This window comes from Fuerstiella marisgermanici, from assembly GCF_001983935.1.
Lineage (GTDB): Bacteria > Planctomycetota > Planctomycetia > Planctomycetales > Planctomycetaceae > Fuerstiella > Fuerstiella marisgermanici.
On record NZ_CP017641.1, the window covers coordinates 4093736 to 4114289 of the forward strand.

The window sequence follows — 20554 nt, forward strand, 5'->3', positions numbered from 1 at the left end:
CTCCGGCAGGGGGAGGGTGTCTTGAAATCATCACCACTACGGCCCATTTGTACAAGCGTCAGCTTTCTACAACTTGGTTGTTCGCCAAACCGTCAGGATCCCTTGCCGGTCCGCGCAATAAAAACGGCCGACAAAGTTGCCGCGTGATGTGTTTTGTTTTCTATGGGCTAACTTGCAAGGATTTATTTCGTGACCAATGACGAACCGACATGAGTCGCGAACGGTCAAGTTACTAACCTGCGTCGGTGTGAAACACGAATGGCACTTAGATATTGCTAACTCCTTTGAGCATCTCCTGTTTCAGCACGTGACGTGGCTTTGTCATTCGATCAAGTTTCTTGGGCCAGTGTTTTCGCTTGCGCGGCTCAAATCGATTCGGTCGATTACCTACTCGGTGTTGAGCAATGGAATCGAGCAATCCGTGATACAGCGCGATGCGATAATCAGCTCCGCGGTGTCCGTGATACGCGATCAGCGGCTGAAAGGCCTCCAACATCTGGAGCGTTCCTTTGAAACTGATTGTTCGGGGCTCGATTCCGTGTCTGCTCGCTGATTGTGCCATGACCGTGCGAATCAGGTTGTATGCGAGGACGTGTGTCCAGATTTCCTTTCGCACCAGATCTGGTGTCTTGCAACGCAGCACGTCCATTTGCAACGAGCATTTGATGGAACGCAGATCGAGTTCGTTGTGCCACCGAGCTCTGTACAGATCAGCAAGGTCTTTCGGGGTCACCTGCTTCGGATCGAGGAGTGTTGTGACGACGACAAAGACTTGGGTCCTGAATCCCGGCTGCTGAACGCGGACGCGCACCTCTCGAACGGTCACGCTGGCCGGGAGCGCGTTGTACGCTTTTCGGTCGAGGGCTCGAATCGAGTTGGGTTTCTGCCAACGAACGATATGGTCATCTTTCCCGAGCCGTTCTCCCCTGCGGAAATCTGCCTTCCGATTGGCCTTGTTTAAGCGACTTACCAATTCAAATCGGCGTTCCGTGAGCATCGCAATTGAGGTCCAATTGCACATCAAACTGTCGGCCAGAAGAACATCCCTGGGCCGAAGGACGTCCCATAATTCCCGCAAGAGACTGACTTCTCCCTGTCCTTTGCCTGCATATTTGCGGAAGCCCAGGTTCAGGATGGCGCCGCACGAAAGGGAAACAATGGCTCCGACTCGAGCGATGGGAAAGCCGAGACCCGGCTTCTGATTGTATGTCTGTGGATATGCTTCCTGGTTCTCGACAGTGTCCGGCATATTTACCGTCGTTCCATCGAACATGTAGACACATCTGTCTTTCCAAAGCCACTTCTTCTCAACCTGAGAATCCAGGGCTCGACCGACCATGGCCGTGATTGTGGCAAAGAATCTTTCGGGGAGACGTTTTCGAGCCTGGCAGTACGCGCCAGTTTTCGCAGAGCACGGAGGCCGTCCTTGCGAAACACGGTGGGTGACGAGTCGCGCGACAGCTCCTCGACAGGAATGATCAATACTGAGTACTTGCCCAAGAAATACCCACAGAGTGACCAACGGGCTGAAGATTCTGTCCTTCCAGCACGCATCGATTTCCTGAAGCGCCGGCGAAATCGTCTCCTCGGACAAAACACTCGTAAACGGTAGCTCACCTTCCTGAAGAAACTGCCGTCTCAGCACGCCAAACTGCTCCCGAAACCAACCGTGTTTCGAATAACGCATCTTGCGACCTCCTTGCCGATGATGGATGGGGTGACACCTCACATCTACGCCAGATCGGTCTCTGTGCCTATGTCATTTTGCGCCAAGCACTTGCACCATTTCTAAGTGCCATTCGTGAGACCAACCGACGAAGGTTCGCCCTTCACGGTTACTCTGCCAGGCCAATTCATCCAGCCTGATCCTCAGAATTTGATGGTGTGGGACAGCGCTCGGGTATCAATCATGGCTTTAGTGGCCCCGTTTCCGTTGTGGCGGGCGGCAGCGTCATATCTGTAGGCGCCATCAGAACTGGACTGGCCGCAGTCGCCATGGCCATTGAGGTCCAGACGAATTCCGTCGTTGCAGGTTGACCATGTTCCTAACCGTCCAAGAGGCAGCTGATCACCTCAAGGTGTCGTGTGCCACCGTCTATGCACTAATCAGCAAAAAGCATCTGAACTGTCATCGAATTGGCACTGGACGTGGCGTTATTCGAATTTCACTCGAGAACATTGCGACATTTCTCAAACAGGCTGAATCCAAGGCGGCCGCGGAACCTGCTCCGCAAGTTCCGCAGCCTCGCCTCAAGCATATCAAGCTCTAGCCCGCCGCTTTACGTGCCTGGTTCAGCAGATGAGTCGGATCATGAGACAGATGCTGGTAGACCCGTGCGAGTGTGCTGGGGTCAGAGTGGCCCATAAGCACCGCAACAGTCAATCCATCCAATCCCGATTGAAGCGCTCGCGTCGCCCATGCGTGCCGCAACTTGTAGAGCGAGTATCTCGGCACCAAGTCGACAATGCATTCCGCATTCAGTTTTCGTTTCGCTTCACTCCTCAGCTGGGAGTGCGACTTTGGAAGCTCCACACCCTTGACAACACGCGATTGTTTCAGCTTGGGGATGAACGTCGCAATCTGGTCGGCGGTGATCGTAATACCGCGTCGCTGCATCTCGCCTTTTCCCATCCGAGTACGCACGCGGTCCACCGCACAGTTGGCCGAGTCTTTCGTCCATGCATTTCCGCGAGAATTACGAAACAGCGGTCCAGTTGGATACTCAGCCATCCTGCGCTTCGTAATCTCAAGAGCCACTTCGCTCAAGTAGACAATCCGTGGAGCTTTCTTGCCCTTGGATTCCTGTTGAGGAAAGAGCCAGCGGCTGTTCGCAAGATCAACGTGACGTGCTTCGACTCGCAACGACTCTTGTGGGCGGCAACCTGTCTCCCAGGTCGTGATCACAAGATCCTTGAAGTTCTCATCAGGACAATGGCTGAGCAGAGCCTCGAAGTCGTGAAGCGTGATCAAGGTCTCATTGCGTTCGGCACCCGGTACTTCCAAGTGCTCAACCGGATTCTCGGACACATACCCCTGCTGCAGAGCCCACTTCATGCAGCGTTTGACTGTCCGCATGTAGTTGCGTTTGGTTGTCTGTTTCAGCTCAGGGTAATCGTCCACCCATTCCTGCACGTGAAACGGCCGCAAGTCACGGATCAGGAGGCTGGGGTGCTTTCTTGCGAACCGTTCCAACCGGTGACGGTACCATTCGTAAGTGTGCGGCGACCGATGCTTATGAACCCATTCGAGGAATCGGTCAGCAATTGCGACAACGGATTCGCATGGGACCGTCCGTTTGATCGGCTTCCGCATCAGCTCATGGAACCGCAGATGCGCCGCCTTCTTCTCGCGACCAAGGGTGTGTCGCTTGCCGTCGATGGTGACGAACCAAGCTTTTCGTGCCGTCCAGTACCAGGGTTTTGGTTGGCGTGCCATTTGAAAACTCCTCCAGCTCTAAGTGGGTAAACACAAGAGAGCGAGCCGAAGGTTTGCTCAGGCCTCGATCAGTTGCAGCTGATCGGGGCCTTTTTCGTTTGGCCTAAGCGATATTCTGTATCAAATTCTGTACCGAAGCAAATCTGATTGAGCCACGATTTGACGTAAGTCGTTTCGTAGCAAAGTACACCCGGGAGGATTCGAACCTCCAACCCCCGGTTCCGAAGACCGGTGCTCTATCCAGTTGAGCTACGGATGCGTGTTTGAGTTCTCAGTGTTGCCAGCGGCTATGGTTCATTTGACCGGCCGGAACCGTTGAGAAAAATTTGATTTCGGCGGCCTGGCGATTCGCCCGGAAGCCTGCGGAACCATACCAGGAATTTGCATTTTTTCCACACTGGAACGGCCAATGGGCGAAGAAATTTTGCGGGAAACGTTGGGACGTGCGGAAATGGGAAGGTTCGGCTTCTACGCTGCCCGTGAATGCGGGCAAATTGGGAGAATTTCTCGCGAGATGACTTTTCAGCCACGGTCTGGCACAAGTGGCTGCGTGCGGTGTTTGAACGGGCGAATGCCCGCCATCATGGCCTGCCGTCCAGATCTTGCGTGGTTCACGCGGAGGGAGTCGTTCACTTTCTGACAGCTGTGCATCTGCTATCGTGCCGGAACGAGGACCTGTTGTTGTCTTGCTTGGTTTTGGGGCGGGGTTTGGATGTGCCGCTCAGGTAAGCTCGCACCTTGCTGACGGCTTTGACCAGCATGACTCAACACTGCGAACGTGAACCGCTACGAGCTGGAGGAATGTTGGGCCATGCTTTGTGAGTGTGGTAGAATGCAGGTGGCGCTGCGGAACAACCGCGAGCTCGTCTCAAGAGCAACTGCTCTTGTCCCGCAGCCGAGCACTGGAGAACTCTGAATGCGTATGCGATCTTTAGTTATAACGTGCCTGCTTCTGTTCAGCACGGTGTCTGTTGAAGCTCAGCTGTTTGGCCCACGCGATGTTGGACGCAACACTCGCGGAGCCAGCAGGACGGCCCCCAATGCAGCGGGGACGGTCACACAGGACCGGCGGTTTGTTCGAGGTTCGCGGACGGCAAGTGATTTTGTCGGAACAGACAAAGAAGCGGCCGCTGCCTTTGTCGGGAACACGCAGGCAATCAACGATGGAAACGTCACGTCGGCTGTCACAGGGCTTCGCGAACAGCCGACGATACGAGTGAATCGTCCGCTGACCATCCCACGCACGGGGCTGTACGCTCCACGCGTGAAGATTGATTTTGAGGTGCCGACCAGAGTCGATCCGGGGCCAACTGTCCCGGACTCAACAACACAGGATCCGGCGCTTTCGAATTCGAACGCGGCCAATCCGCCGAGGGGTTCTGCTGCAGAATTGCCGCGGATGTCGTTGGCGCTGCGACAGTTAGTTCGCCGGCACGGTCTGAAGATCAATCCTGCTCCCACGGAGCGGTCCGTGATCCTGTCTGGTACCGTTCCGACAGAGCACGACCGACGGATCGCTGAGCTTCTCGCGAATTTCGAACCCGGTCTCGAAAACGTAAAGAACGACCTCCAGGTTGCACAGTAGTAGGTGCACCGGAGATGTCGTGACCGGCGCCGCTTGATGTCTGTGTCGGGGCGACCGCAGACGAAGACGAATCAGTGTCGGTGCGTTCGGCTGTCGACCGTTGATCCGTTGCTGGATCTGCGAACAGGTCACCGGCTGAGAACGCTGCGGGTTGAGTGCCATTCATGTTTCGTCGCAGAAATCCGTCGGTCAGTGGAATCTCAGACGTGGTCATACCGGTCGCAGGATACGACGAATGCTGGTTCTGTAGCGCGTGATTGGAAGTTGACGAGTCCTTTGTTTGCTCGAACGCCACTTGCTGAATACCGGACGGGGGCTGCTTCGGTTCATCCGGTGACGAAGTATCTTCTCGGTTGACGACATCCTTGTCCGGCAGCGGTACGGCTCCTGGCAGGATGACTTTGGCAGCTGACGACGTTACTTCGGCTCCGTCGCGGCTTACAAAACGAGCCACCAGTGTGAGTTCTTTCCGCTCGCCTCCTGCCGCATCCCACGGCAGCCAGAAGCTATAAGAATCTCCGATCGTGGATCCGCTGTAGTGCTTCTGGAAATCTTCTTTCGGGAAAACAAACTTGCGATCCGGCTGACGATCCTTTTGTGGTTTCGAATCATCCCATGCATAGACCACCAGCGATCCGTCCACTCGAACGGCCCGTTTGCCGTCGCCGGAATAGAACATGATTCGCCCGCCGCAGCCGCGCGTTCCGGCCTTTCCCGCCTGATGCAACACGGTATCAGACCACACCGGAATGACTTTGTTGGGCGAAACGAATTCCGGTTCCTTTTCCAGCCAGTTGCGCGACGAAGGCATCATTGAGGCACAGCCCCCGGATACGACGCACAAGGCGATAAACAGCAGCCTGCGCGTTGAACTAAGGAGGATGGTTGCCGCCGGTTGAGATGCTAATGAATTCATCATTTCGCCTTCCATAACCAACCGAACCTCGACTTCTTTTCTGGCTTTTCGGGTGCCTTGATGGCGCTACCTGTCCTGCTGACGGAGACTGTTTTTTCGACCTTCATATCCGCGTTACGAACGGACGTTGTGGAATCGACCTGACCATTTGCCAAAGCGTTTATCGCGGTTTGTGGTTCGTTATCAGGTGAGGTCACGTCGGACTTCTGCTGTTCGGCAAAAGCAACTTGCTGCACGGACTGCGATGACGAACGCGACTGCAATTCAGGAATGGGAAGGCCCGGGTTTTCGGAGGGCGTTGGCGGGACATCCATCCCGTCTTTTTGATGAAGGTATTGCTGCTGCGTTGGTGTGGTATTCGGAATCGGAGCCAGTTCAATGACTGGTGCTCCATCGGGAAAGATCACCGGCACTCCGTCGTCATTCATCGAGCCGACAGTGTCTGGTCCGGCATCCAGCCATTCAAACACGTCTGATGAGACCCATGACATACGCGACATTTCGACCTGCTTCAGGTATTCGGCTTCACTTCGTCCAGCGATCACATGCGGCGTCAGAATGATCAGCAGTTCCGTGCGGCGATTCGTGTGCCCGTCGTACCGAAACAGGTTGCCCAGCAATGGCAGGTCGCCCAGCCAAGGTACCCTGCGGCTTAACGTCTGGTTGCTGTTTGTAATTAGCCCGCCAATCACGATCGTCTGTCCGCTGGCCGCACTCACGGTGGTTTGAGCCGTCGTGACTTCGACGCGAGGAGATCGGATGACGGAACCGTCGTTGGAAACAGAAATTGGAATACCGTCTCGTTCCGGACCGACTTCAGATTTCTCCGCATCGATCTCCATAACAACATGGCCTTCGGGACTGATGCGAGGTGTGACGCCTAGCAAAAGCCCAACGTCTTCCAGTTCGAGGCTGTTAATTTGTCCCAGTTGAGTCAATTGGCTGTTCACGATTCGGGGCACGCGTTCCCCGACCTGAATAAATGCCTGCTGGTTGTCCAGTGTCATGATTTGCGGACGGCTGAGAACTTCCATGCTGCCGCTTTGGTCCAATGCTCGCAGCAGCACGCTAACGTTTTCGCTGCTGGCAGAAAGGACCAGTCCGCCATATTCCAAATCACTGTTCACTCGGCCCAAACTAAAGTGCGACAACGCCTGACCGGCCACGGTCCCGGATGTGGCGCGGGATTGAGTGCTGCCGCTGTTGCCCAAAGGATTGTTGTTGAAGTCGAAGCCTGGCGAATTGGTAGCTCCGACAATATTCTGACTGGTCGTTGTGACAACTCCAGCCGCCGTTGATTCTGCTGCGGTGACGGTTGTCGTCAGGAGTTCACCCAGCAAGCTGCGATCAAACAACAGACTGTCCTGCAGTCCAAGCTCCACGCCGAATTCATGAAAGTTGTCCAGGTCGACCTCAGCCAGAATGACTTGAATCATTACCTGAGGCGGCTGCTCGTCGAGGTCTTCGACAAGCTCCAGAATCTGTTCGAAGTAGCGAGGCGTAGCGCTGATGATCAGGGAGTTGCGTACGGGTTCCGGCACGACCACGACTTCCTGTTCGATCTGCTGAAATGGATTTAATCGTCCAGGAGCCGCCTGACTAACAATGCGTTCGCTGCGTAGAAAGTCGTTGACTGCTCGAGCGACATCAGTGGCAGGCGAGTTCTTCAGGCGATAGACGCGATTGACTCGATCCTGAGATTCCGTCTGATCCAATCTCAGCAGTAGCGCTTCAATAATTTGCAGGTCACCGCTTGTCCCCGTGGCAACAATCGTGTTGGTACGAACGTCGACGGAGAAACGAACGGGAACCAGCGATGATTCGCCGTCGGCTGTGGCCAACTGAGGTACCGTCGACGTTGTGGCTACCGGAAACAGCGAACGCAGAAGCAGGACCATCTCGCTGGCGTCGCCATTGTGAACTTCGAAGACCTTAATCTGAGCTGAGGCGGCTGGTGATTCGTCCAGCTGTTCGATCAGACGCTCAATCAGCGGCAAACTTTCTTCCGGCCCCGTGATAAAGATACTGTTGGTTCGAACGTCTGGTGTCAGCGTTACGCTGTCCAGCAGTCCCGACGTAACTACTCGCTGGCCATCCGGCTGGACAAGCAACATTTCCAGGGCTGCCGAACGTCGTCCAGTCGTACCGCCTCGCGCCGCAGTGATGGCCGATGTAATCGTTGAAGCTACGTCGGTCGCAAGAGAATTCTTTAGACGCACCATCTTGGCCTGATTGACCGAAGCGGCCGATCCCACATCCAGTCTCTGAATTAGCTGAGCCACCTCTTCCATATCGCGAGGCGATGCGTTCACGATCAGGCTGTTGGTCCGCGGATTCGATGACACGTTCACGTCCGGCCCCATGCCGCCGCGACCGTTCAGAAATTCCGTGATGATCTGTGTTACTTCAGCCACCGGGGCAAAGCGAAGCGGAAAGACTTTCATTTGTGTGCCCGGCGAAACCGGCTTGTCCAGCTTGCGGATCAGCTGTTTGGCCGCATTGACGGCTTCTCCCCAGCCGATGAGCAGCAACGCATTCGGCTTCACGAGTGGCGTGATTGAAATGCGTCCCTGCAACGGACCAGTGAGTTCGTCCATGACGTCTTCGATGACGTCATTCAGCGCACCGTCCTGAACATGCTGCAGAAAGTAGACTTCGATTTCCGGCGCGGTTTCGTCACTCAGCTTTTCAATTTCCTGAATGATGCGCACCAGTTCTTCGACGTCGGGATCGCGTCCTCGCAGGATCAACACATCCAGATCCGGCAACGGTTGCACCGTGACATCACTCGATGGACGCCGCAAACCAGCGTCTGAATTGTCAGGCGGAGGCGCTGTTCCGAGTGCGTTGGCTGGGCCAGCTTTGTTGGCATCGTCATCCACTTGCTGAACAAACCCGGCCGGTCGAACTCGCAGGTTGGCCCACAAGTCAGCCGTTGAACTCTGAGCGTTCTCCATTACTTCGCCGGAACCGGATGTCTGCTTCCACAGGTTAATGGCTTTGTTCAAAACATCCGGTGACACATTTTTTAGCGGCACAAAACGGAACGATTGTCCCGTCGTTCGGCTTTGAGAATCTTCGAAACGCTGGATCAACGCCGCGAACTGGCGGACCAGAGTGCGATCGCCCTGCAACTGACAAACATGCGTGTCGGTGTCGAACGACAGCATGGCGGTTGACGTTTCATTGGTTGTGTACCGAAAGCGATTGCTGTTTAGATCCTGCAGTTGAGTGCCCAACAGTCGCTTCAGCGCCTGTTGACATTGTTGAGCTGTGATTTGCTGCAGTCGGATTGATTTGGATTCCGTGGTCGACGAAACAGCCGTGACAGTTGACTGAGGGAAAAGCACCGACGGATCAGCCACCTCAACAGGCACAGCACGGGTACTCGACGGCCACTGTCCCAGGCGTTGCGATGGTGTAGCGTTTTGTGTTTGGCTTTGTGAAGTTAACAGCTTTTCGAGCGCCTGATGCCTGGCCGGAGTCGCCACGACGAAGACCAAGCCCCGTTGCTGATCTGAGGTGATCTTTGCGTCTGGTCCGGCGATCTCGCGAATCTGCGGCAGCCGTTGCGGCAATGCCTGCGCGGAAACGGAATAGCTTTTCAAAACAGCCGCTTCGAATGCGGCGCGGGGAAGGACGGACGGGGCGGCGGTCTGAACGGCCGACGGTTTGTCGACTTCTTTGATTAACTGACTCGCCAACTGCTGGACGGTGGGTCCACCGCTGACGACCACTTGTTTCTGTTCTGCGTCGGCAATCACGCGAACACCGGCCGCCTGGTCGCCGAGCAATTCGCTCAGCATACGGCGCACTTCAACGGGCGCAACGTGCTTCACCGAATAGATGCGGAAAGATTGTTCTTCCCACTGCCCGCCTGCATTGCTGCAGGTCGCGCCAATGACCATCACTGTGGCGATAGCCGTGGCCATACTGTGCCACCATTGTTTCATTCCGCCGCTCCCTGGAACATGACCGTTTCAGGAGACCGACCACTGTCGATTTCCCGGAGTCCAATGCGACAACGTAGTTCGCGGCTGCCTGCCCGACAACGGCGAATGGCATGACCGATCACTGGAGACCGGTTTCATTGCTGCGGTCCTTGCCGTCAGCGGCAGATGCTGCTGTTGAGATTCCTGGCGCAGCAGATAGGGATGTGGGCTGGCGAACTGATTCCTGCGGAATCTGCGGGAGCATCGGCGTCGGCACACTGCCGCCCACGCTCTTGAGCGCCTTCGAAGTTCTCAGGCGGCATTGTTCGAGCGTCGTCTTCGTGGAGGCGACGTGGCCAGATCGTGGCCTCGTTGCCCCCTCTCCCCCAACGCTGCGCTGGGAGAGGTTGAGGCCGGCCGGCGCTGAAGCCCAATGCCGCACGATCTGCGGAGCCCAGCTTGCGGAACAGCGCCTATGTGCCTGATTGCCGCGTGGCTTCAGCAAAGCTCTGACCAATGTTCAGCGTGAGCCGGTCTTCGCCCGATTGAATCACGACGCTCTCCTCATTCACATCGACGATCTGACCGCTCAAGGCTGTGGTATCGAAGTCGGCTCCGGCGGCCAACTTGTGAACTCGATCATTGATCTGCTCTGTAATCCACGCCGTTGGAATGCCGTTGCGGTACGTCACCGCACTTAGGATCGTCAGCTTCATAGGATCCTGATTGTTAATGCCGATCCCAAAGATGTTGTCGCGTGCAATCACACCGTAGTCTCGCAACTGATCAGACGCCAGGTTGCCTGACGTGCCTTTGGGAAGCGACTTTCTTTTGGCGCCCGGCACCACCAACGCTTCGACGCTCATTGACCAATCGAACTGGCCTGACGTCGAAACGGGACTAAGCCGCAGATTGACAATGCGATGCAGTTGAGCCGAATTTTCGATCTGAAAAAGAGCGGTCGTAATTTGCGGCAAAGTTCCTCGCGCCTGCACGTTGAAAGGCATGGACCGATACAAGCCGCGACGATTGGCGGGCGAACCGGAATCCACCGTCGCACTTCTTAACTTTGCGGACCGAACTGTTTCCAGCAGCCAGTTTCGGTACAGCGATCGAGCCGTTTCCGTATCGGATGGCAGCGACATCTTTTGCCACGCCACAATCTTCTGACCGGCTTCACGGCTCTCGGCCAACAAGGCTTCGCGCTTTTTGATGTTCTCACGCAGTTCGTTGTTCTCGCCATTCAACTGCCGCAGCGGGCCCTGAATCATGGACGACAGCACGTAGTCGCCCGCGCGAGCGACGCCCATTAGAATCAGCAACCCAAGCAGAATTTGTTGTCGCTCCAGCTTCATCGCTGACCTCCCGAAGCTGTGGCCTTGATACTCTTGCTGCTGCCGGTCGGCGCCTTAGCAGTCTTCGGGGCGGGACCTTTTGTTAAAGCTTTCGAAGTCGTCTTGCTGGCTGCCTTAACGGACGCAGCAGCCGCCACTTCGCTGGGTTCGGCCGTGCGATGGCTGGTGTACTTGTCTTTGCTGCGACTTTTCAACGGCATCGTGGTTTGAAAACTCCAGAGACTCTTCTTGCCGTCTTTGATCTCTCGAATGCCTGGCGTTTTGGGTGCGTGCCAGGAATCGCGGAGTTGTTCTTCCATTTTGCGAATCACATCGGGACTCTGGCTGATTCCTCGAAACGAAACCGTGTAGCCAGAGCCAGACGCTGCACCGGAGAACTGCTGCAGAACCAGTTCCGGACTGGAAGGCGTGCGAATGGTGATGTCGCGAAGTTCGTCCAGCCAGTTCAGGCGACTCTTTTCCCAGGCCGCCAGTACTTTGGCCAGGTTGCGTTTGGAACGCGTTTCTTTCACAAGTTCATCCAGTTCACGCAGCCGTGCCTTCAACACAACATTTTCTGCCGTCGCGTCAGCAAACTGCATATGAACGTAGTACCAGCCGACGCCGATCAAGACGGCTGCTGCAGCCACAGTGGCCAAAATGCGATTACGTTTTTGAGTGGCTTTGGGCGGACGTTTGGGATGCAGGAAGTCGACTGGCGGGGGCTGCCCCATCGCCGTTAGCTTTAGAGTCGCCACCAAAGGAGCGTAAGCGCTTAACGAAGCATCACCGGCCTCGCCTTCGACCAGCGAACGCATCGACTTTCGATCAACCCCAATGCCCAGTTGATCCGTAAGAGCCGCGACCAGGGCGGACGATTCCAGTTCGGAACCAATCACGACCACGTGACCGATTTCGATGTCCGGTCCGTCGACCGATTCGGCCGTGAGCAGTGTTCGAGAAACTTCGACGGCAATATACTCGGCTTCCTCATCGCCCTTCATTGCCGGAGCCAGCCGCAGACTTCGCGACATGACGGGAAGCTGGCGGTGCGTGACCAACATGTGAGCCGACTGATGCCCTTTACTGATGAGCAGCGTCGCCGACGAATCGTCTTCGTCTGGTGGAGGAGCAAACAGCGACAGTGAGTGAGTGACCACAACTACGCTGGCTTGAGCACATCCGGATTCGGTTGCAAGCCGCTGAACCAGTTGCTGATCTGCTTCGGCCAGTGCCATAGCGTTTACGGTGCGACGACCTTCGTCGGTTTCCGGAAAAGCGATGAAGTCAATTACACTGTCTTCCGTCATTCCCGGCAACTGTCTTAACGCCATGTTGCGGACGATCGCCGGAAGTTCAGCGTCACTCGCCGGCGGAACAGCAAACGTCGCCGAATCGACCATTGCTCGATTCACACACAGCAGCAGCCGAGCCTTCGATGCTTTGAGTTCCTTCACCAAAGCGACAAGACATGCGACCGGATCTGTTTCCGCAGATGCCGCTGCGGGCGCGGCATCTTCTGCCGTGCTGGCATCCGTAGAATCATCCGACGCAGAAGGCAGCGCGGTCGGGCGCTCTCCTGACTGAATGACGCGCAGGACGCCATTCTTGCCTGATTCGCCGTAGACGAATCGCAGTGAGAACGGGTTCCAGCTGACAGCGAGTAGTTTGCTCATGAAAAATATCAGAATTCCGCGACGGCGGTTTCTAAACGACCAATCGATAAAGAAAGACCTAATTCAGATCGATCAAGCCAGTCTAGTCTTCGAGGAGATTCGTTGGCAGCATCGATCGTGACTTTTCGCCGCAGCACGGGGCCTCCGACCGGACGATAAACGATGATTTCGCCTGTATGGACATTGCCGCCCGTTGTCAGGTGCCGATAGATACGCCGGTACGTCGGGAGATCGACGATTTGGCGAGTCAGCAGCCACAATGTTGACTGCCGTTCAGCCTGGTCAATACTTTCTCGTTGTCGAACCAGTTGCGACGCGGCGGCCGGGTCGTCGATGAGTGCTCGCAGAACGGCCTCCGATGCATGGTTGATATTGATTCGGCCGGTGACGACATCTGTCGATTCCGTCGTCAGTCGATCCTCCAGCAATGCAAACGTCGCCAGTGACGAAGGTTCGTCCGATCGCAGTGGACTGTTCACCAGCTGCCCTCCAACGGATGGCGGCAACTGTACGGAAGAATCGACAAGGTCGCTCAGATTAGTGATTGGTAGCGACGGCGACGCAGAGGCGTGGCTTCGCAATTCCGGCGAATTCGTACTGATGGTCAGCGGTGGGACACCGGGCGAAGTGGAAAAAGAAATCCCAAACAGACGGGCCAACACCACATAACGAGCAACGTCTTCGGGAAGAAAAGCCTGCAACCGTGATTCCAGTTCCTGCAGGTCGCTTGCCGTCACCGCCGCTGTGTCGCCGTTCAATCGCAGCCGCATTTCTCCGCTTGAGTCGCTGTTGCGTTCGGCAGATACCACCGTCAGATGCTGATGCCAGCCGTCGGCTTCAGTTTGATCTGTTGAAGCGTCTCCCGTTTGAACTTCCGAACGACCACTTCCGTAAAACGCGGTTCGTGATACACCCTTGACGAAAAGAAGTTCCTCCAAGCTTTCGGGGACAGAGTTACGAACACGATACGGACGGTCCAGCCTCAGATAGTATTCGGATTCTGCGCCGAATTCGCGAACGTCATCGTCAGCATCGATCCAGTCCAGAATGCCGTCGGCCGCTTCGTCTGTCATGCCGGGAATCTGCAACAGTGCGCGGCGGCCCCTGCCCGGTTCTTCGAAATCCCACTGCAACACAGTCGCCAGGTGCAGACGCGACGATTCGTTTTGAAGACCAAACTGGATTGGCGAATTCTGCAGGTTGGTTTCGTCGAACTCACTGCTCAGCTGTTCCAATCCCGAATCTGCCGCGGCAGCCAGATCTACGTCAGGCATGTCTGCCACCACGGCGAACCGCCACATTATATCGAAGTCGGTCGAACGGTTTTCTGACGCTTCACTCAGGCCGTCCGCATTCGCAGTCGGCAGGTCTGTAAACGTAAGCGTCTTCGCCTGAAACAGGTGCGGCGCGTTTTGCAGCCTTGGAACCTGAGCAGGAAACTTCGCCCGTTGTTCGCAGATTGTCAGCAGATAGCTTTCCGCACTAAACAGCATCTGTTGCCCCTGCAGCAGGTCGCCGTTGATTCGTGCCGCTTCGTATTCGGTCGTCATTTCGGCCAGAAAGCCAAAGCCTGCCAATGCGATCATGACGACCAAAACCAGCACGACAATCAAAACGACGCCGTGTCGATCAGCCTGCCGCGAGCTTCTGAAAAATCGTTTCATCGAAACGATCCCTCCATGCCACCCGCCAATGCGCTGACCGGACTGTGGACAGCATCAAGCAAAATGGTGCGTTCGAATCGCGTCGCACGGATGACCGTTGCGGACTCGTCCGCACCAGCTTCCGACAGCGTCGAAGCATCAGCGACTGAACCATCGCCGGTTCGCGCAGCGAACGGGTCAGCGTCGGGACCGGGCGGGTTCAGAAGGTCCATCTGCTGAACATCGGTGCCGGAAACCACATCCAGGGATACTCGCACAGCGACTGGCAGACGGGACTCTTCATTCGCCGACCAATAGCCCTGCCAGGTCTGCCCGTTGAAGTATTCGAACTGACAGTCCACAACTTCCGGAATTCGTTCGAAGCTAACAGCGGGCATTTCCGATTCTGTGTCTTCGGCATCATCAGCAAGGGAATCAGCCGCCGGAAACAGCAGAGCTTCCAAGGTCGCTCGCCCGACGCCCACATCATCGGTCGCCATGTTCTGCTCAGCTGTCGATTGTTGAGCGATCAGCGATTGGAACTCAGCCGTGTTCGCCTGCAGCCGATACAAGCCGCTGCTTAGCGAATTCAGACTGTCCGCCCCGCCTGGTGCCTGAAGTTGATAGACAATGGTCTGAAATTCAGGCACGTCAACGGTTTCGTCGTCGGGCACCGGCGAATCGCTGGACAGCGAACCACCACCCAATTCATTCAGCAGGTCCATGTCGGATGGTGGTTCACGAACGGGTACCACAAAGCGTCGCACGCTTAACCGCATCGCGGTGGAGGTTCCAATCAACGAAAGCTGTACGGGCGGGGCCCCGGAAGGGGGTTCGTCGTCAAATGAATCTGCAAAATCCGGAAGACTGAATTCCAGCGTCTCTGAAAGGTCATCAATGGCCGCAGCCACCACAGGCTCTGACGGCGCAATAACTCCGCTCAGGTCTTCGTCGATCAGTTGAAAAACAGAACGCACTAACTGTTGCTGCGTCGTCTGATCTCGCCCCGCCGTCAGCAGGCTGTTGTACAGCGACATAACGCCCCACACTGACGACATCAGCGCCGATACCAGCACCATCGAAATGATCATTTCGATCAGTGTGTAGCCGCGACGTCGACCGATGCGGATGTTTGATTGGCCGGTCATCGGATGTCTCCGAGTAGCCCCGATTCCATGTCCGAAGCTGATTCTTCAGACGGTGAAATCCTGACCCAGCGATTCAACCGAAACGTCGTGGGCCGTGCAATACTGCCTTCCGGTACGACAGATTTCACCACCACCGACAAGAGTGTTAACCCGGGAACTTCGTCAACAGGTTGAGTCAGCACAGAATACGTCCATTGCTGTTCGCTGCGTTGCACAGAAAACAACGCCGCTGCGGAGCTTGCTTCAGCGTTCAAGTCGGTTTCATCCGCGAACGCGGCCGCCGGTTGTAGCTGCGCCTGCTGCACGGGTTCCAGAGGTCTCAGGCCCAGCACAATTTCGTTGAGCGTTTGTTCGCACACGCGCTGAGCCTCGTCGTAGCGCTGTGCTTTCTGGCCAGTCGTGCGGCCCATTCCTGCAAGCCGAGCCAGGACGATGACGCTGCCCATTAAGATGGCGGTCGCCACGATGACTTCAATCAAACTGAAGCCTCGCCGCCGCTGATGTAACGTTGCACGTCGCATCACAGTGACCTCGCCAATGGCACTGAGCCGTCATCGATCGCTGCGGCCATCACGCTGGCTGGCAGGCGAAACGGAGCTGAATAGCTAACCGCCGACGTCAAGCCTCGAAGACTGACCGTAACAGCGAAGTCTCGGCTGCCGATCACCGTCAACGACGCATCCGTGCTGCGCCCGTTGGGGCGAAACGGAATCGGCTCCGACCACGCCGTTACCGAAGAATCCAGCTCCACATTAACATCGACGTCCTGTGCGACGGATGTCTCCTCAGCAACCTGCAGCGCACTTTCGGCGGCCGAAAGAAATCGCACGCCATCCGGCAGCAAACCTTCCCGAACAACCTTACTCACGAACGACGCTGCGTCGGAATCGGCTATGCTCGAATCGGCGGCAGGGCCGGAGTCCAAATCGTTAGCGGATGCGAAGGGCGAGGCGTTTGTTCGCTGAATCTTCCACCGCCGGCCGCCGGATTCGTAGACGAATTCGACGGCCACACCTTCGCGAATCGCCGTCGCTCGTGACTTAGCCAGGCCCGCCTGAAGTTGTCGCCCCGCGGCGCGCAAGCGGCTCTTGTCCAGCGGAGCTCGCATGGCGGGCAGAGTGAGCGCGGCCATTGCGGCCATCACCGCCAGTACGATCATCATTTCGATCAACGTAAACCCACCGCGATGCGGTGAGCTGCACGGTCGAAAGTTAGATCGGACTGACTGGTTCATGGTACTTACCTATTCCAAATCGTCTCCGGCCATATCACCGCCTTCGCCGGCCGTACCATCGCCCGTCCAGCTTACGATGTCGTCGTCCGTGTTTTCCTGAGCATCCGGGCCAAGCGACCAGATGTCCGGGACATTCATTTTGTTATGCGTTGGAGGAAACTCATACCGGTAGCTGTTGCCCCACGGATCTTTGGGGAGCGTTTCGGTTTTGATGTAAGGGCCATCCCATGGCGTCGAACCGCCGTCGCCGCTCGCATCATCGCCTTCCAGTTCCAATGCCTCACCGCCGTCTTCGCCGCCACCACCCTCACCGGACGCGTCTGCTGCAGGAGCCGCAATCAGGGCGGCCAGGCCCTGTTCGCTGGAAGGGAATCGATTCATGTCAATCGCGTAGCGTTCCAGCGAAGCCTGGAACATTCCGATCTGCGTCTTCACGGAATTGATGTCGGCTTTCTCCTTGCTGCCCAGCAGGCGAGGCCCCACAAGGGAGACCAGCAGTACCAGAATCGCCATCACGATCAGCAGTTCGGTCAGTGTAAAACCACGCCGAATCGTGCGGCGGAATCGTTGAGTTGTGTGTTGTTTCTTCATGGAAAATCTCCTCCGTTAGGTTGTTGATTATTCAGTGTGTCATTAACTCATTGAGGTACTCATTTCGAACACAGGCAGCAACAGCGCGACGATGACAAACAGCACTGCGCTGCCCATCACCATCAGCAAGGCTGGTTCGATGAGGCGGACCATAGTGTCCAGTTGCCGAGCCACCTTTTTGTCGATGCCGTCGGCGATGTTGTTCAAAACGTTTTCGAGGTTGTTCGCTTCTTCCGCAATTCCGATCATGGCCATCACGTTTGGCGGGATCAGGCCGCATTTGGACAAGGGAGCCGACAGACTTTCGCCGGAAGAAATGTTTTCCGCCGATTGACGAATCGCTGTCCCCAGAACGACATTGCCGGCCGAATCGCTGCTGATTTCCAACGCCTTCAACATGGGAACTCCGTTTCGCAACAGCGTGCCCAAAATTCGACAAAAGCGTGAGGTGGCTCCGTTCAGGAAGATTGGTCCGAAGACCGGCAGCTTCGTTTTGACGCCGTCAATCTTCTGCCGTCCCGATCGAGAGGCAGCCCACTTACGCAACCCGTAGATCGCTCCGGCCATCGCCATCGCGACCAAAATTCCGAAGCGTCCCAAAAAGTCGCTCAACCAAAGCAAAATGACAGTAGCCGTTGGCAGTGTTCCCTGCCGTTCCAGTTGAGCGAACAGGTCCGAAAACTTCGGGACGAAGAACACGATCAAAACAAGGGTCACGATGGACCCCGCTGTCGCAAGGAATGCTGGATAGGCCATCGCCCCACGCACTTTGGATCGCAGTTCTTCCGTACGTTCCAGAAACTCGGCCGTCTGCTGCAGCGATTCTTCCAAAAACGCGCCTTCCGTTCCGGCGCGCACAATACTGATGGTCAATTCGTTAAATACGTCTTCATGGTGGCCCATGGCTTCGTGCAGTTGAGCGCCTTCAGAAATGCGTGTGCGGATGTCTGACAGCACAGTCTGCATGCGTTCGCTGGGCGACTGCTGCATCAGCACTTCCAGCGACTGCAGCAAAGGAACTCCGTTCGCCAGCAGGTCGGAAAGTTGAGTCAGCGTGTTGGCCAGCAGTTCGGTTTTGATGGGCCGATTGAAGTTCAGCGAAAACGATTGAGACTTCGCCGGATGCACATCAATCGGACACAACGCTTTTTCCGAAAGCATCGCCATAACTTCGCCGCGCGAGTCGGCAGTGATCAGGCCGCGAACGTCCTGCCCTGTCATCGACCTGGCGGTGTAAGCGAATTCCTGCATTAGTCAGCCTTGGTAACTCGCAGAACTTCGTCGATGCTGGTCAGACCACCAAACACTTTGCGCCAACCGTCCTGTCGCAAGGTCTTCATCCCATTGGCCATCGCGGCTTTGCCAATCACGTCTGAACCGACTCGGTCATGCGCAAGTTTGCGAATTTCGTCGTTAGTCTTCAGCAGTTCATAGATTCCCAGCCGACCCGAAAAACCGGTACCTCGACACGACCGGCAACCCGTCGGTCGATAGATTGTGGCGCCGTAGGCCACTTCATCGAAGGGGAAATCGCCGGGTACTTCATCGTACGTCGGCGTGTACTCTTCGCGACATTCTTTGCAAAGCGTACGAACCAGTCGTTGAGCCACAATGGCTTCGACCGTGCTGGCGACCAGAAACGGCTCGACGCCCATGTCGATCAGTCTCATGAACGCACCCGCTGCATCGTTGGTGTGAAGAGTGCTAAACACCATATGACCGGTCAGTGATGCCTGGACTGCGTTTTCAGCCGTTTCGAAGTCACGAATTTCCCCGATCAGCACAACGTCCGGGTCGTGTCGCAGGATGCTGCGTAAACTGGCGGCAAACGTCAGGCCAACCTTGTGGTTCACCTGAATTTGGTTGATGCCTTCCAGCTGATATTCGATCGGGTCTTCTGTCGTAATGATCTTGTTGCGTTCGCTTTTGATTTCTGCCAGCGAACTGTACAGCGTCGTTGTCTTGCCAGAGCCCGTTGGCCCCGTGACCAGCACGATTCCGTGAGGCAGCCGGATCAAACGCTGAAACTGTTCGTTAACGTCTTCTTCCATGCCGATGCCAGCCAGCGAAAACGACATCGCATCTTTGTCCAGCACTCGCATGACGACGCTTTCGCCATGCAGCATCGGAATGATGGAAACGCGAATGTCCACTTCACGACCGGACACGCGAATTTTAATACGACCGTCCTGGGGAACTCGCTTTTCCGCGATGTTCAGGTGAGCCATGATTTTCAGGCGGCTGATGATGGCCGCCTGGAATCGATTTAGTTCCGTCGGGACCGCTTGAGTCTGCAGAACTCCGTCGACGCGATAACGGATTTTCAGGCCGGTGACCTGAACCTCCATATGAATGTCGCTCGCCCGCGCATTCACGGCTTCGACCAGAATGTCGTTCACAAGGCGCACCACGGAGGCTTCCTGAGCCATCGCGGACGCTTCGGATTCATCGAATTCAAGATCGCCGATCACTTCAAGGCCGTCGTCGTCGTCTTTGGCCTGAGCCATCAGCCCGTCCAGCGTTTCTGCTCCGACACCCAGATGCGTCTTAATCAACGTGGCGACTTCGTGCGGCAGTGCGAGCACCGATTCGACAAACAGCCCGGTCGCCGCAGAAACCGCGTCGATGCCGTGAACGTCGAACGGATCAGACACCACGATCTTGATCGTCGTGTCATTTTTGTCCACGGGGAAAACGCCGTGACGGTGAACGAGTCGCACGGGAAACCCAGACAGCAATGACGCATCCGGCGCTTCGCTGGCCAGATCGATCACCGGCAGCCGCATGGCATCGCCTATGCCGCGCAACAGATCCAGTTCGTTGGTAAACCCAAACTCCAGAGCCAGTTCGCTAAGCTTTCCGCCGTCGGAAAACACATTGCGAATTCGCTTGAGATCAGCTTGTGAGAGGCGGCGCGCACGATCCTCAGCGGCCACACGAAGTGCAGTACTCATGGAATTAGCTCCTGCGTGAGCAGGACAATCGGGAGGGAGGAACGGGCGGGTATTGGGGCGGGAGGCGGGTGCCAGTCCGTGGCACCAACGGGTACGGGAATCTAT

General features: G+C 56.2%; 14 protein-coding genes and 1 tRNA gene. 1 reads left to right on the forward strand and 14 read right to left on the reverse strand.

Annotated elements, in window-relative coordinates; genetic code table 11:
* Window positions 1–265 precede the first annotated feature (265 nt).
* Window positions 266–1687: an IS4 family transposase gene (locus Fuma_RS15335; protein ID WP_077024894.1), complete on the reverse strand. Its 1422-nt coding sequence runs from the start codon at window positions 1685–1687 to the stop codon at window positions 266–268.
* A gap of 352 nt (window positions 1688–2039) precedes the next feature.
* On the opposite strand from Fuma_RS15335, the gene Fuma_RS36855 reads away from it, so the two are divergent.
* Window positions 2040–2270 (forward strand): helix-turn-helix domain-containing protein, encoded by a 231-nt coding sequence (locus Fuma_RS36855; protein ID WP_077024895.1) that lies wholly within the window; start codon window positions 2040–2042, stop codon window positions 2268–2270.
* Here Fuma_RS36855 and Fuma_RS15345 read toward each other — a convergent pair.
* The 13 genes from Fuma_RS15345 to Fuma_RS15410 all read right to left on the reverse strand — a co-directional run bounded on the left by Fuma_RS15345 (window position 2267) and on the right by Fuma_RS15410 (window position 20449).
* Complete coding sequence (locus Fuma_RS15345) at window positions 2267–3436, reverse strand: tyrosine-type recombinase/integrase (protein WP_077024896.1); 1170 nt, start codon at window positions 3434–3436, stop codon at window positions 2267–2269. The genes Fuma_RS36855 and Fuma_RS15345 overlap by 4 nt on opposite strands.
* Before the next feature lie 185 nt (window positions 3437–3621).
* A tRNA-Arg gene (locus tag Fuma_RS15350) sits at window positions 3622–3695 on the reverse strand.
* 1186 nt (window positions 3696–4881) lie between these two features.
* Window positions 4882–5940 (reverse strand): hypothetical protein, encoded by a 1059-nt coding sequence (locus Fuma_RS15360; protein ID WP_145944199.1) that lies wholly within the window; start codon window positions 5938–5940, stop codon window positions 4882–4884.
* Window positions 5937–9890, reverse strand: coding sequence for a secretin N-terminal domain-containing protein (locus Fuma_RS15365; protein ID WP_083732075.1), 3954 nt, complete (start codon window positions 9888–9890; stop codon window positions 5937–5939). Before Fuma_RS15365 ends, Fuma_RS15360 begins: the two co-directional genes overlap by 4 nt.
* Before the next feature lie 452 nt (window positions 9891–10342).
* The gene (locus Fuma_RS15370) at window positions 10343–11224 is read right to left on the reverse strand and encodes a hypothetical protein (protein ID WP_077024900.1); all 882 of its coding nucleotides are present in this window, start codon (window positions 11222–11224) and stop codon (window positions 10343–10345) included.
* On the reverse strand, window positions 11221–12879 hold the full coding sequence (locus Fuma_RS15375) for a hypothetical protein (protein ID WP_077024901.1): 1659 nt from the start codon (window positions 12877–12879) through the stop codon (window positions 11221–11223). The genes Fuma_RS15370 and Fuma_RS15375 overlap by 4 nt, the downstream gene beginning before the upstream one ends.
* An 8-nt stretch (window positions 12880–12887) precedes the next feature.
* On the reverse strand, window positions 12888–14543 hold the full coding sequence (locus Fuma_RS15380; RefSeq protein ID WP_077024902.1) for a type II secretion system protein GspK: 1656 nt from the start codon (window positions 14541–14543) through the stop codon (window positions 12888–12890).
* Window positions 14540–15670, reverse strand: coding sequence for a prepilin-type N-terminal cleavage/methylation domain-containing protein (locus Fuma_RS15385; protein WP_077024903.1), 1131 nt, complete (start codon window positions 15668–15670; stop codon window positions 14540–14542). The genes Fuma_RS15380 and Fuma_RS15385 overlap by 4 nt, the downstream gene beginning before the upstream one ends.
* Entirely contained in the window at window positions 15667–16191 is a 525-nt protein-coding gene (locus Fuma_RS15390) for a type IV pilus modification PilV family protein (protein WP_077024904.1), read from the reverse strand. Before Fuma_RS15390 ends, Fuma_RS15385 begins: the two co-directional genes overlap by 4 nt.
* Complete coding sequence (locus Fuma_RS15395) at window positions 16191–16904, reverse strand: pilus assembly FimT family protein (RefSeq protein WP_077024905.1); 714 nt, start codon at window positions 16902–16904, stop codon at window positions 16191–16193. The genes Fuma_RS15390 and Fuma_RS15395 overlap by 1 nt, the downstream gene beginning before the upstream one ends.
* Window positions 16905–16913: 9 nt before the next feature.
* Window positions 16914–17495, reverse strand: a complete 582-nt coding sequence (locus Fuma_RS15400; RefSeq protein WP_077024906.1) for a type II secretion system protein GspG — start codon at window positions 17493–17495, stop codon at window positions 16914–16916.
* Window positions 17496–17537: 42 nt separating this feature from the next.
* Window positions 17538–18746 carry a type II secretion system F family protein gene (locus Fuma_RS15405; RefSeq protein WP_077024907.1) on the reverse strand — a complete coding sequence of 403 codons (1209 nt, stop codon included), beginning with the start codon at window positions 18744–18746 and terminating at the stop codon, window positions 17538–17540.
* Window positions 18746–20449: a GspE/PulE family protein gene (locus Fuma_RS15410; RefSeq protein WP_077024908.1), complete on the reverse strand. Its 1704-nt coding sequence runs from the start codon at window positions 20447–20449 to the stop codon at window positions 18746–18748. Before Fuma_RS15410 ends, Fuma_RS15405 begins: the two co-directional genes overlap by 1 nt.
* Between the last annotated feature and the right edge of the window lie 105 nt (window positions 20450–20554).